At 60.5% G+C, this 13,997-nt stretch carries 10 protein-coding genes and 1 pseudogene; 2 read left to right on the top strand and 9 right to left on the bottom strand.

Annotated features, from left to right (window positions below; translation table 11 throughout):
* Positions 1 to 443 precede the first annotated feature (443 nt).
* From B0G81_RS10275 to B0G81_RS10240, 8 genes are all read right to left on the bottom strand, one after another.
* Positions 444 to 2,447 carry a hydantoinase B/oxoprolinase family protein gene (locus tag B0G81_RS10275; protein ID WP_134134988.1) on the bottom strand — a complete coding sequence of 668 codons (2,004 nt, stop codon included), beginning with the start codon at positions 2,445 to 2,447 and terminating at the stop codon, positions 444 to 446.
* Between the two features lie 71 nt (positions 2,448 to 2,518).
* A complete protein-coding gene (locus B0G81_RS10270; protein ID WP_134134985.1) occupies positions 2,519 to 4,558 on the bottom strand; it encodes a hydantoinase/oxoprolinase family protein in 2,040 nt (679 codons plus the stop codon).
* A gap of 54 nt (positions 4,559 to 4,612) precedes the next feature.
* Complete coding sequence (locus tag B0G81_RS10265) at positions 4,613 to 5,008, bottom strand: GNAT family N-acetyltransferase (RefSeq protein ID WP_166678948.1); 396 nt, start codon at positions 5,006 to 5,008, stop codon at positions 4,613 to 4,615.
* A 174-nt stretch (positions 5,009 to 5,182) separates the two neighbouring features.
* Positions 5,183 to 6,643 carry an aldehyde dehydrogenase family protein gene (locus B0G81_RS10260; RefSeq protein ID WP_134143050.1) on the bottom strand — a complete coding sequence of 487 codons (1,461 nt, stop codon included), beginning with the start codon at positions 6,641 to 6,643 and terminating at the stop codon, positions 5,183 to 5,185.
* Positions 6,644 to 6,864: 221 nt separating this feature from the next.
* On the bottom strand, positions 6,865 to 8,019 hold the full coding sequence (locus B0G81_RS10255; protein WP_106277927.1) for an FAD-binding oxidoreductase: 1,155 nt from the start codon (positions 8,017 to 8,019) through the stop codon (positions 6,865 to 6,867).
* The gene (locus B0G81_RS10250; protein ID WP_134134982.1) at positions 8,016 to 9,446 is read right to left on the bottom strand and encodes an NAD(P)/FAD-dependent oxidoreductase; all 1,431 of its coding nucleotides are present in this window, start codon (positions 9,444 to 9,446) and stop codon (positions 8,016 to 8,018) included. Before B0G81_RS10250 ends, B0G81_RS10255 begins: the two co-directional genes overlap by 4 nt.
* Positions 9,428 to 9,736 (bottom strand): (2Fe-2S)-binding protein, encoded by a 309-nt coding sequence (locus B0G81_RS10245; protein ID WP_134134980.1) that lies wholly within the window; start codon positions 9,734 to 9,736, stop codon positions 9,428 to 9,430. The genes B0G81_RS10250 and B0G81_RS10245 overlap by 19 nt, the downstream gene beginning before the upstream one ends.
* 222 nt (positions 9,737 to 9,958) lie before the next feature.
* Positions 9,959 to 11,536: an ABC transporter substrate-binding protein gene (locus tag B0G81_RS10240; protein ID WP_134134978.1), complete on the bottom strand. Its 1,578-nt coding sequence runs from the start codon at positions 11,534 to 11,536 to the stop codon at positions 9,959 to 9,961.
* Between the two features lie 528 nt (positions 11,537 to 12,064).
* Here B0G81_RS10240 and B0G81_RS10230 point away from each other — a divergent pair.
* Positions 12,065 to 12,274: pseudogene (locus tag B0G81_RS10230) on the top strand (DSD1 family PLP-dependent enzyme); the annotation flags it as partial.
* Between the two features lie 94 nt (positions 12,275 to 12,368).
* Here the strand turns inward: B0G81_RS10230 and B0G81_RS10225 are convergent.
* The gene (locus tag B0G81_RS10225) at positions 12,369 to 12,923 is read right to left on the bottom strand and encodes a phosphate-starvation-inducible PsiE family protein (protein ID WP_134134974.1); all 555 of its coding nucleotides are present in this window, start codon (positions 12,921 to 12,923) and stop codon (positions 12,369 to 12,371) included.
* A 650-nt stretch (positions 12,924 to 13,573) separates the two neighbouring features.
* On the opposite strand from B0G81_RS10225, the gene B0G81_RS10220 reads away from it, so the two are divergent.
* Positions 13,574 to 13,816: a hypothetical protein gene (locus B0G81_RS10220; protein WP_116121647.1), complete on the top strand. Its 243-nt coding sequence runs from the start codon at positions 13,574 to 13,576 to the stop codon at positions 13,814 to 13,816.
* Positions 13,817 to 13,997: the final 181 nt, after the last annotated feature.

Below are 13,997 nucleotides of genomic sequence, written 5' to 3'. Positions count from 1 at the left end.
ATTCAGCTGACATGTCTTCCAGGAGCCGTGTTATCGCTTAAGATTGGTGGCGGTTGTGAGTCCATCCAACCCACGCGCGCCGCTACATTCGCCGCGATGCACTCTTCCATGCGACCGGACGGTTCCCATGAAGGAAGTCTAGTGCTCTCGGCCGGCCTGTGCGCAATATCTTCTCGCGGCTTGAGCGCCACGCATGACCGCCGTAACAGCTTGAATCGCTACTCTCTGCTCTGGCAAGCGCTTGTTGCCACTCAATAACGCCTCTCAGCAGATTCTCCAACGCTGGAGCCATGTCCGCGCCAGAGAGCGATTTCGGCAAGTTGACAACGCCTTATGATCGAATTGCGTGCTATACGCTGCGCGCTTGTACGTGCACGCAGCGCGACGGCCATCGTAATCGCATCATCCCCCGCACCACACCGCAAACCGGAATGCCGTCAAAGCTATTCAGGCCTGGGCGTAAGCGCAGGATATTTACTGCGGATCGCGCTGAAGATTTCCTGCATCTGCGTTCGCAAGTCGACCGACACGCCCGTCTCTGCATCGACCACCATGAAGATTTGACGCTTGATGAAATGACGCCACGCAACCGGCAGGCTCGCGAGAAAAGTCGTCATCTCATCATATCGATCGCGTGTCCAGCGTTGTTCGAACGCAGAGCGCGTCGGACCATAGTCGAAATGCTCGTGCCCGCCAGCCACCCCGCGCCTCTTCTCGCGATGCGTCGCGGTCAGATCCTGATCGATACCCATCTGCACTCCTGTCCCCTTCACCGCCACGCCATAGTCTTCGAGCGCGCGTTCAGGTGAAAGGAAGCCGCTGCGAACGTCCGACAGAACGCGTTGCGCGTCGCGCAGCATCGGATCGCCGTAGCCGCCTGCTCCCGGACCAATGACGCGGATAACGTCGCCCGGATCGCACCGGACGACGTCCGTGTTGCCGAGTTCGATGGCAGCGGACGTATCCGGGTTCTTCTGGAAGGTGGACAGCGCACCCGCACGGCCTCCCTTCACGCCCCATGACGAAAACACTGAACGGTTACGGTTGCGCGCCGTCACGATCGTGTTGGGCGTCGACGCGCGGAACTCCATCACCGTGGACATGCCGCCTCGATACTGCCCGGCGCCGGCCGTGTCTGGCCACAGACCGTACCGCAGGAAAAAGATCGGCACTTCAGCTTCGCTGATTTCGATCGGCGTGTTCTTGAGAAACGCCGACGCACCACCGCAACCCTCGACGCCATCTGACACAGGAGTCGCTCCGCCGCCGCCGCCCACCGGTCCAATGGACGCCATGACGGGCCGATTGGCGTGATCGACGGTCTTCACGTTCATGATGGCGTTGCCACCGGGCGCCGTCACGGGGATCCTGTCGGGAAGCGCCAGCGAGAATGCGCCGAACGTGACGATCTGCGTCATCATGCATGTCAGCGAGCGCATACCCACGGCAGCAGGCGCTTCGCAGTTGACGACCGTGCCTGACGGAAGGATCGCCCTTGCCGCACGCAGGGTTCCGGCGTTCATCCAGATACGCGGGTCCAGCGTATAGAGCACGTAGGTCAGGCCGACCAGCGGCAAAGGATGGTGTTCGCGCCCGCCCGTCGGCATATTCAGTGACGACGCGAGTTGCGGATCGCTGCCGGTATAGTCCAGCTCGACCTCGTCGCCCTTCACGCGCAGCGTAAGCGCGATACGGCATGGCACGCCGCCGTCGCCGTCTTCGTCAGCGTAGTCGGCAAAGAAATATTCGCCATCGGGAATGGTGCGGATGACATTTCGCGCCTGCTGTTCGGCATGGTCGAGAATCGCGCGTGCACCCTCCCTGAAATCTTCCCGGCCAAAGCGCGCGATGATTTCCTTGACCTTGCGCTCGCCGATATTGACCGACGCAATCTGCGCGTTGAAGTCGCCCCAGTTCTGATCCGGCGCACGCACGTTCAGGCGCATCATCGCCGCCATCTCCTCGTTCAGAACGCCTCGCCGGTAGATTTTCACGGGCGGTATACGAATCCCTTCCTGCACGATATCGGTGAGCGACCGGGAGAGCGATGCCGGCACCGCGCCGCCTACATCCGTATTGTGAATATGGCCTGCGACGAAGCACACAAGGACACCGTCGTCGAATACCGGTTTCCAGATATGGATGTCGGGAGAATGCGTGGCGACATGGCCGCTATACGAGTCGTTCGTGATACAGACGTCGCCGTCTTCGTAGTCATCGAACATCTCGATGACCGGAGCATAGTCGATCCCGCTGTACCACGGTGCGCCGAAACTGCGCGGATTGGCGAATGCCATGCCCGACTCGGTCAGGATCGTGCATGAGAAATCTTCGGTTTCCTTAACGAACGTCGAGTATGCCGTTCGAAGCAAGGTATAAGCCATCGCGTCCGCGGCGGCGGCGCAGTAGTTGGCAAGAACTTGCAGGTTACGACGGTCAATCGCCATGACGTATGGCTCCTTGAGGGTTTATCGTTGTGCGTGCCCGCGAGCAGCACGGGCGCGACGCAGGCGGGCCATCAATGCATGGTGATCACGAGATTGCCGAATGTATCGACTGTCACGCTCATTGCGGGCAGCACGCATGTCGTGCAATCGTCCTGAGCGACGGTCGCCGGACCATCGAAGCATTGTCCCGCAAGCAAATGCGCACGCTGATATAGCGCTACGTTGCGCACTTCGCCGTCGACATATGCGTCGACGAACGCAGCGGGCACCGGAGCGGCCGTACTGTGTGCGATGCGCGCGAGCGCCGGCCTCGGCGTCTTGCCGGTAATCAGCAGACGCAGGCTGATCATTTGCAGCGGCGCAAGGGAATCGCTGTGGCCGAACAAACGCTGATGCTGCGCGTGAAAGGCAGCGGTGATCGCGTCCAGATCGCCATGAGCGACCCAGTCCGGATCGAGCGGCACTTCGATTTCGAAGGACTGTCCGCGATACCGCATCTCGGTCGTGTACGAGAGCGTGCTTTCACCTTCGAACTGCTGATCCCGATAGAGCCAATGCTCGGCGCGCAATTTCAGCGCGTCAAACGATTCCTTCAGCAACGCGACCGAATCCGCATCCAGATCGATATACAACGTCTTGATGAAATCGTTCTTCAGATCGGCTATCAACCCACCCAATGCGCTCAACACACCGGGTGTCGGCGGAACGATCACGCCTTTGATATTCAGTTCGCGTGCGAGAAAGCACGCCATCATCGGGCCTGCACCGCCGAATGCGAGCAGATAGAATTCGCGCGGGTCAATGCCGAAGCGCGACATCAATCCGCTGGTATCGGCGAACATGCCCGATACAGCAATCGTAATGATGCTCTCGGCGGTTTCGAACAAACTCAGATTCAGCGCGTCTGCGAGCGGCGCCAATGCGGTTTGCGCCTTCTTCACGTCGATGTTCACGGCGCTGTAACCCAGCTTGCTGTGGCCGATCAAACCGCAGGCGGCGAACGCGTCGGTCACCGCCGGCCGAAGCCCGCCCTTGTCGAAGCATGCCGGCCCCGGACTCGATCCCGCGCTTTCGGGGCCCACCTGCAGCACGCCGAGGTCATCGACCCACGCAATCGACCCGCCGCCCTGGCCGATCGACGTGACGGACACAGAAGGGATGAAGATCGGGAACTCACCGATCAACTCACCTGCACCATATTCCGCCGCGCCATCCACAATAACGGCCACGTCGGCGCTCGTGCCGCCGATGTCGAGGCTCAGTATCCTGGGCAGTCCCATCATGCGTGCCAGATAGCCGGCGCCAATCACGCCGGACGCGGTACCCGACAAGATCATCTGCACGCATTCTTCCTTCGCCTGGCGCGCGCTCATCACGCCTCCATTCGATTTCGTGATGCGCGGCGGCACGGGAACGCCGACTCCGTTTAGTGCTTCCTCGAAAGCCGTGAGATAGCGGGCCACTTTCGGCTGCACATAGCCGCTGATCACCCCGGTCACGGTTCGCTCATATTCTCGGATGATGGGCCACACGTCGCTTGAACAGAACACCGGAAAAGAAGGCGCGATATCGGCGATCGCCGCTTTTGCGGCCCGCTCGTTCTCCGGATTGCGATAGGAATGCAGAAAGGAGATCACGATGGCCTCGCAACCCTGCTCCTGTGCCTGCTCGAAGGCTCGCATGACGGCTGTGGCATCGACCTCCGTGAGAACCTTGCCGGCGGCATCGGTACGTTCATGGATTCCAAATACCGAATGCCGCGGAACCAGCGGAACCGGACGGCGCGCATACAGGTTGTGAAAGCGCGGCATCTTGAGACGGCCCAGCTCCAGCACATCCTCGAAATGCAGGGTAGTGAGAAGCGCCAGTTTGGCGCCCTTGCGCTGAATGACGGTATTGACGCCGACGGTCGTCCCATGCGTGAAGTAGCTGACGTCTGCAGCGGCAATACCGTCGCGCTCGGCGAATACCGCCATACCGGTCCTGATCTCCGCGCCCGGTTCATCGGGACGTGACAACACCTTCAACGTTCGAATCGTGTTGTCCTTTTCGTCCAGCACCGCGAAGTCCGTGAACGAACCGCCAATATCAACTCCAACCCTGTAGGCCATGTTAGCTACCCTGAAAAGAATGCTTTCCCGCTGCTCGTATGACGCTGGATGCGCTCACTCGGCGGCCTTCGTCATGAGGAGATCGGTATATCCGACACGCTTGAAGCCGACCTTTTCGTAGAGCGTATGAGCATCCCGGGTCGACAACATCCATCGGCGTACGGGTATCAGGTCGGGATGCTCGCCAATTGTCTGCATGAGCCACAGGCCCAGACCCCGCCCACGATATGCACTTGCCACGATCACGTCGCGTACGTAAGCAAACGCGACGCCGTCTGTGACGACTCGTGCAAAGCCGATCTGCCGCGAGCCGTCATACAGCCCAAACGCCACGGATCCGGCTATTGCTCGCCGCAAAGCGTCGGCCGTCGATTCTTGCGCCCAGTAACTTTCCTCGATCAGCAAACGCTGGGTAGCCGGCACATCGATACGCTGCCGGTCGGTATCCACTTCGAAGCCATCGCGCGACCAGCGCGCCGACCCGGATTCGAAAGGCAAAAGCTGAAATGTGGGACTTGACGGTGTCATGACGAGACCTGGTGGATCGCCCTGCCGATCGGTTTTTCGGTTGAGACGATAACGTAGGCAGATCCCCGTTTTCCAGGGATCAAAGTCGTGCCTCGATCATCCGTGACCAAGAATAGCCTTCGTTTCGAGGTACTCTTCGAAGCCTTGAACACCATACTCGCGTCCATTACCGGATTGCTTATAGCCACCGAACGGCGCGTGCGGATCCCATGCCGGATGGTTGATATGAACCTGTCCCGCCCGAATGCGAAATGCGACTGCGCGCCCGGCGTCGATATTCTGAGTCTGCACATGCGCACCCAGTCCATAGGGTGTGCTGTTCGCTATCTCGACAGCCTGGTCGATCGTGTCGTAGGGAATGATGCAAAGAACCGGACCGAAGATTTCTTCCTGCGCGATCCGCATCTGAGGTAGTACCTCGGAGAAAATCGTCGGGCGGGCGAAGAAGCCTTTGCTGAAACCTTCCACTCGCCCCGGCCCTCCGCAAATCAGTTTCGCTCCACTCTCCACGCCCGCGATAATCATGGTCTGCACGCGGTTGAACTGTGCCTCGTTGGCGATGGGCCCTAATACGGTCGCATCGGATTGGGGATCGCCCACGACAATTGCTTCAGCAGTTGCCAGGGCCAAAGCTTCGACATCCGTAAGTCTGTCGCGGGGCACGATCATCCGTGTGGGTGCGCTACATGATTGTCCGACGTTGCGAAATGCGGACATCACGCCGAGCGGTACGGCCTTTGCGAAATCGGCATCAGGAAGCATGACGTTCGGGGACTTGCCGCCCAGTTCCTGGGCGACACGTTTGACCGTTGGCGCTGCCGCCTGGGCAACCAGTACGCCGGCGCGGTTCGATCCGGTGATCGAGATCATGTCGACGTCCATGTGCTCCGCCAGCGCCGCGCCCACTTTCGGGCCGGTGCCGTTAATCAGATTGAACACGCCGGGCGGAACGCCGGCGTCGTGAACCAGTTGTGCGAAGAGCTGCGCGCTGAGCGGCGACAATTCGCTCGGCTTGAGGACCACCGTACACCCGGCCGCGAGCGCCGAAGCCACCTTTGCGGTGATCTGGTAAAGCGGCCAGTTCCACGGCGTAATGAGCGCGCAAACGCCGATCGGCTCACGTGAAATTGCCGTGCCGTTATTGACGGACACAAAGCGATATTGCGAAACCACATCGCGTGCGATCCGAACGTGCTCGGCCGCAAGCGGAACCTGCAGTGAACGCGCGAAAGAAATTGCAGCGCCCATTTCAAGCGATATTGCCTGGGCGAACATTTCCTTTCGTTCGAGAATCAGATCATGCATCCTGCCAAGAATGGCGACGCGCGTCGCTACAGGCGAGGACGACCAGCCATCAAACGCAGCGCGAGCAGCACTGACCGCGCGATCGACGTCCTCGGAGGAACCCAGCGCTATCTCTGCGACGGGTTCCTCCGTCGCGGGATTGATAACCTGCATGAATGTGGGCTTTGCGGGTGCAATCCAGCGGCCGTCGATATAGAAACGCTGGCATGCGACCGGATCGACGTTATAAGCGTTCGTTGAGAGAGAGGTCATCGCACACATCCAGGAAAGAGTAATAAGCGCCGGCAATCGGGTGAACGCGGCGTGCCGTGTTCATATTGGGAGCGGCGAGCCCGCGTGCAAGCTATCAAAATGCGTGGCCGGCCTGACGCAGGCGCTTTTCAGGAAAGAACTCGGCGTCATGCGCAAATACGAAGGCACGTAGCAGAATCTGTGCAGAGCGCGGCGCGCAGGCGTCGGCGCCTTTGACCGTGCTATGCCGCCACCGCTGCGGACGTCGCCGTTGCCGCAAACCGTTCGATCGCAAATGCGTCGATCGGCGTGCTGGTTGCGCCGGTATCGATAAGCTCTGCCATGACATCGCCGACGCCCGGGCCCAATTGAAAACCCGCGCCGCAGAAACCGAATGCATAGTAAAGACCATCCACCTTGTTGCTCGGCCCCATGATTGGGCGATCGTCCGGCATATAGCCCTCCACGCCGCTCCACACGCGAATGATATGCAGCCGCGTCAGCGCCGGCGCCACACGCGCCAGTTGACGGAACTGGATCAGCGGACTTTCCGGCAAGACTTTTGCACGACGCTCGTCAAGGTAGGCGGGCCCACGCGCGCAGCCCCCGATCACAATGTTTCCGCGTTTGACCTGCCGGAAATAGACGACTTCTTCGAGCAACGGTGAGGTCACGCCGACCACCTCGCGCAGTCCATAAGGCATGGGTTCGGTCACGGCCATCTGGGGCGCCCGCACGGCAATCGGAACGGCTTCACCGAATTGTTCGCTCAGCTGATTTCCCCACGCGCCCGCTGTAATCAGCAGATTCGGCGCACAGAATTCGCGGCCGTCGGTGCTTCGCGCGCGAAATGTATCGCCGTCTTTCTCGACGACGGCAATCTCCGTGTTCTCTTCGATACGCGCGCCAGCGCGTGCCGCAGCTCGACCGAACGCTGGCGCGGCAAGGCGCGGATTCGCGTGACCGTCCATCACGGAGTGGGAAGCCGCACGCACTTCCTTGCCGAGAAATGGGAATTTGGCACGCATCTCGGCGCCGCGATACAGATCGAGCTTCAATCCATAGTGACTGGCCTCACGCGCATAGATCTCGAGCGCGTCGTCCTGTTCCTGCCGGTAGCAGACACGCACGTGTCCCGACGGCAGAAACTCTGCATCATGACCGATTAGTTCCGGCAGTTTTCCCCATATCTCGCGTGAGCGGTTAGCAAGAGGCAACTGCGGCAGAAAGCGCCCCTGACGGCGTACGTTGCCGAAATTCGTGCCGCTCGCCTGCTGGCCGATCAGGCCGCGCTCGAGCACGATGACAGAGCGTCCGCGCTGGCGCAGGAAAAACGCCGCCGCCGCGCCCATGAAACCACCACCGACAATGACCACATCCGCCTCTATCCGCTTCATTCTTCCTCCAGCGTCGTAAGCGCGGTATGCCCGGCCACGACCTGCGTTGCAGCCAAGGTATCGGAAACCGTTGAGATCGCAAATGGCTTCACGGGTGCCTGACCGCGCAAGCGGCCGACCTGTTCGAGTGGCACGCCTGATTCGCTGGCGATCACTTCAGCCGCGGCATGGCCGCAATAGCGCCCCTGGCAGCGGCCCATGCCGACACGGCTAAATGCCTTGGCACGATTCGCTTCGCGCGCGCCTTCGTCGCGAACGACCCTCCGCAATTCGCCTGCCGAGATGCTTTCGCACCGGCACACGATGGTGTCGTCGGAGAGCGCGGCCGCCTGCTGGGACGGCCAGGGAAACGCGATGGCGAGCCCCGCGCGGAAACGGTCCATTTTCTCCCGCGTGCGAATCAGGGACGCGACCCGCGATGTATCGACAGCGCGGCCGAGGTCCTGCAATACGGCGAACGCTGCGAGCGCCCCCGCGGTTTCGGCGCCGTCCGCGCCGAGCACACGCGCACCATCACCTGCCAGATACACGTTTTTAACCGAACTGCGCCCCATCTCGTCAAGTTGCGGTAGCCACTGGCGCGTCGATGCATCGAATGTAAAAGTGCAGCCTGCGAGGTCCGCGAGCTGCGTTTCGGGCCGCAGGTGATAACCCAGCGCCACCGCGTCGCACGCGATGCGATGCTGCGCGCCACGTGCCGTGCGATAACTCACGCCGTCCACGCCCCGCTGGTCATCGCCGTGAATCTCCACCGGCACGATGCCCGTCTCGATCTTCACGCCCTCCTTCCTGAGCGACGAGACCAGCGCCGCGCCCTTGCGTAGTACATCGGGCCGCGCAAGCAGCTTCGGCAACGCGCGAAGACGCTTGCCGAATGGCGAGGTGTCCAGCACCGCCGCGACCGTTGCGCCCGCCTGCACATACTGGCTCGCGACGAGATACAGCAACGGCCCCGAACCCATGAACACCACGTTGCTGCCGATCGCGCACGCTTGCGCCTTGAGCGCGATCTGCGAGGCGCCGAGACTATACGTACCGGCCCGTTGCCAGCCTTTCACCGGCATCAGCCGGTCGGTCGCGCCCGGACACAGCACCAGCGCGTCGAACGGATGCTGGCTCGCCACGCCCGCGTGCGTGGTGTGGAGTGTGCCGCCTGCGACATTCCATGCAAGGGTTTCAGATTGATAGTCGATGCTCGCGCGAAGGCGCTCGAAGCTCTCATGCAGGTCGAGCGCACGCGGCGCCTCGGTGCCATACAGCTTGCTGTACGGGCGAGTGAACTGATCTGGCTGGCGCCGGTAGATCTGGCCGCCGTCGCGCCTGCTTTCGTCTATGACAAGCGGACGCAATCCGGCGGCGACCAGCGCCTGAGCGCAGCGAACCCCAGCCGGCCCCGCGCCGACAATGATCACACGAGGTTCGGCCATTGCACCTCCGGCTGGCGAGTCACCATGTTCAGATCGGCACTGACCATTGTCGTGCAGGCTCGCATGCGTTCGCCATCCGTGGTCCACACCCAGCAGTCCTGACATGCACCCATCAGGCAGAAGCCGGCGCGTGTTTCCGGACCGAACTCCGAATGACGCACATGATCCGTGTTGCACAGCATGGCTACGAGAAGCGTATCGCCTTCAAAGCCTGTGACCGTTTCTCCGTCGATGCAAAACCGGACCGGAGTCCGCGCCGTTTCTGACAGCCGAACGAATTTGGACTTCATGCACATGACTCCCAACGCACGCCGCATGCGCGGCGCTGATCATGAAAGGATGCGACCGCACTGAGAGACATTTAATCACCTTAAAAGCCCGGCGTTGTGCCGTATTCGTGGGCGTGCTGCACAGATCTCACCGTTTTGCGGACGCTCCGCAGCACACGATGCGGCGTCAGGACATCAGTCAAACTATGTCGGTGCGCCGGTCACGCGCTTCACTGCGCGGGCTTACGCGTTCCACCATACGTGTTCGGCAAATGAAAAGCCCATCATCGCACCCGTTGGGATCGACCCGAGTCCTTGCAGACGCTTGTCGTTCGCATCGAGAATACTGATGAACGCCGGAATACCGATGCTGCCCTGCGTCGCGACGATCTGCTGCATATCACCGTACATCTGCTTGCGTTTGGTCTCGTCCGTTTCCGATCGTGCAGCGACGAGCAACTGGTCGAACTTTGGATTGTTCCAGCCCGACTCGTTCCATGGCGCATCCGATTTAAAGAACTGCGTGAACAGGACGTCCGCGCTCGAACGCGGATTCACGCTGCCGAAGCCGAGCGGATGCTTCATCCAGTGATTCGACCAATAGCCATCGGCGGGCACGCGATTGATCGTCACGTTGACGCCGATCTTCGCGCCCGTCTGCTGCAGAAGTTCGGCCATCTCGATCGAGCCATTCGCGTCGGGCGTCGCATAGATTGGAGGCAACGCCGGGCCGATCGCATTCGCCTTCTTGAAGTAATACTTGGCCTTGTCCAGATCCACCTGCCGTTGCGGTACCGACGCATTGAAATAGCGATGCCCCGGCGGAATCGGCTGGTCGTTGCCGATCACGGCATAGCCGCGAAATACGGCAGTACGGATCTGCTCGCGATCGAACATGTATTTCATGCCCTCGACGAAGTCCGCATTGCCGGAGAGCGGATTGTCATGACGCATGATCAGATCGCTATAGAGCCCCGACTTCGTTTCGAGGACCGCATAGCCCGGCGTCGACGCGATTCGCTGGGTCGAACGGGGATCGACGGAATTGATCAGGTGCACGTCGCCGGCCAGCAAAGCGTTCACACGGGCGGCGTTATCGCCGATCCCGATCAGCTCGATCTGGTCCAGATAAGGCAGACCCGGTTTCCAGTAGTTCTCATTGCGCACGCCAATGGTGGTCACGCCCGGCTTGAACGTTTTGACCTTGTACGGACCAGTACCGATTCCCGACGAGAAGTCGGTCGTACCGTTTTTGACGATGACGAACTGCGGCGTGGCGAGGATGACCGGGAGGTCGGCATTGGCCGACGCCAGCGTCAACGTTACTTCGTTTGGACCGCTTGCCTTGATATCGGTGAACTGATCGGCGAGCGTTTTCACCTTCGAGCCAATCGCTGGGTCCTTGTGGCGCATCAGCGAATACACGACATCCGCCGGTGTCAGCGCCTTGCCGTCATGAAAAGTCGCACCCTTGCGAAGCTTGATGATCCAGACGCGACCGTCGGAAGTATCCAACGCTTCCGCAAGATTCATCTGCGGTGTCAAGCTTTGGTCCAGTTGCGTGAGTCCGCTGTAGAACATGAAGAAGCGAATGTAGTCAGACCCTGCGGAGCCCTTGGCCGGGTCCATGGTGTCCGCACTCGATCCGGCGTCGTACGCCACCCGGATCGCTCCGCCCTTCTTGGGCGCCGGCGCGGCGATTGCCGACTTCGCACCGGCGAACAGTCCGCCGGCGCCAGCGGCAAGCATTCCGCCGGCGGCGAGAAGACGCATCATGTCGCGTCGGCTGATACCGCCATTCTTGATCTGGGCGTCGTTCATGCGAACTGCTCCTTACATAGAGAGATTGATGGTGCAATGACAGCTGAAGCTGGCGCGGCCTCGTGCGATGCCGTCTCTGTTGAAACTTGACGCCCGTCGCCTGGAACGGCTTCGCAACGGACTCGTGACGAACCAATTTAATCACCGCAAAAAATGGCCTTTATTGCAAACGAGGCATCCCAACCATTCAAATCGATCGTTCTTGGTGGGGTGCACAGCATGATTTGCGTGGCCATGGGGGCGGATGTTGTCTGTCGATGCGTCGCACCGACCTCAAACCTGGCGTTTGCGAATCGACGCGCTTATTTTTGTGCGACGGCTTAAATCTCAATCTTCCGACCGAAGTGGAGCGCCGGAAGCGGCGCGGCGGTGCGAGCGGGTTCGGCGTCTCCGACCCGGCCTGACACGAAAATCAGGTCTTGCGCAATTGAAACGTGCCTGTAGTGGCCACCCGGCTTTGCCAGTCCGGCCGGATTGACCGTCCGCGGGAACTGATCCATGGGGGCACTCGAATCTGGAAATCGGCGAATTCGCAGCCAGCGGTTTTGAATGGCCGCCGGTGCAAGCGGCATCACCGTGTCCAAGCTGAAGGAAGCCGAGCAGTTTTTTGCGAGCGATCTTCGTGACATCGTCTACGCAATGGGTATGGCGCCAACCGGGCTCTCATGGGCGCTTGCGCTGCGGGGAAAAGACTGCGGACTGAAAATTGTCGCCGACAGCGTCGCTTGCGCATCAGCCGACCGGACTTCCCGTGACCGTCGACGCCGTCCGGCGGATTGACGCTTACACTGCCGTCACGAGACGAGCGCGGCGACTCAAGTTAATTGTCGGGCTAGTCGCCTTCGCGGGGCGGGCCCCCTTGCTGTCGCTGCGCGCGCAGCATGCGATCACGCTCCGCTTGTGCGGCGTTCGGCGCGTCGACCGGGTCATCACGCTGCCGCATCAGCCAGTAGACGCTCCCCAGCGCCATCAGCGCAAATGCAAGCGCCGCGATCTGGGCGGGCGCACTGGCCGGATCGAGAATGATGAATTTCCGGGCGATAGCCAGCAGCGCAACCAGAAGCACCGTTTTGACCTGCACGATGTGATCGCGCCGCGCCATCACGCGCGTAATCGAATGTTTGAATTCCATCGCGATCAGCAGCGTCATGACCATACCGAAGACGGTCTGATACACCGCGTGATCCAGCGGGTTGAGCGCATCCGCAACCAGCAATGAAATCACCGCCTGAATCAACTGCCAGAGCGACACGAGGATGATGATGGAAATGACGACGCTCAGCACATGCGCGACAAGCTGCTCGAATCGTTCATAAAAGGTGAGCATCGCCCACTGCAGACGCAACGCATCGAGATCCTTGCGCAGCCAGCCTTTCTTACTTTCCATGATTTGACTCCCGGACGGCCGTCGCTGCGTCGCGAACGCGCCGCGCACGCATGGATTGCACATGCACCGTGCACAGTTCATTCGACGCTCGGGTAACGCACATGCTACGGTCTTTCGCGCTTGCGCGGCTTCTCGCGGATACCTGCCCAAAGCGGAACTGACATATCCAGTGATTGATAACAGAGGCCGAACTATTTCGCGCTTCTGATACAGGTTCCTGTCATGAATTCGAAGAGGTACTAAGCCTCAAGCAGCAGCTCCATGCACTGTACCCCAACGAGCGCAAGATGGAATACGCGATTTCGGCGGTGTTACGGGGATTGCCTCACTGCCCGCCCCACCCGTGATGTGCCGACAGGTCGTCAACCGCTCATAAGATGTGTGCAGCTCTTGCCTCGCGTGACACACGGTTTCAATGTAGCCTCGCGCGCGACACGCGCGCCTCTTTGCCGGGCCTTTCTGGCTTTTGCGCATTTTCCGAGCAGCTTTGTTGCGTGCACTCCCTTGATGCGGTCCGCGGAAGCGAGCGATTATCCAAACATCCCCGGATTAGCGACTAGACTTAAAGCATCGTTGGCGCATGCTCACGCGAAAGGAACGTATGCGCCATTCAGTCACGAACCGCACATGCGACCGAGAGAGGCAGACCGATGGGGAAAACCGTTCGAACCGCTGAGCAGATTCGCGACGAACTGCAGAACCGCGTGGCAAAAATCGCCGCGGACGTGCCGGGAGCTTTGCGCGTGCGCATACCGCTACCGGAGCGGTGTCCGCCGGACGCATCCGGCCGCAACTGGAACATCGTGCCGCTCAACGACCTCGGCGCGGATTGCGCACATCATGTCCAGAAGGCGATCGAAGACATGCGTACCGAGTTCGTGCTTCCAGATTGACGCCTTGATACGAAACCGGAGCGGCCCGTGCGAACGCACGCGTTTGAACATCGAGCCTGCGGGATCGAGCAGAACGCATACGGTGCGTGGCAGGCAGTCGCACGACCCGACGTGATGGAACCTTTAGCGGAAAGCGAACAAAACCGGGCGGTATCGCGAAAGACGCCTCTTACCATGCGCT

It is taken from the genome of Paraburkholderia sp. BL6665CI2N2, from assembly GCF_004366535.1.
Classification (GTDB): domain Bacteria; phylum Pseudomonadota; class Gammaproteobacteria; order Burkholderiales; family Burkholderiaceae; genus Paraburkholderia.
This window is presented reverse-complemented; position numbering and strand designations above follow the sequence as displayed.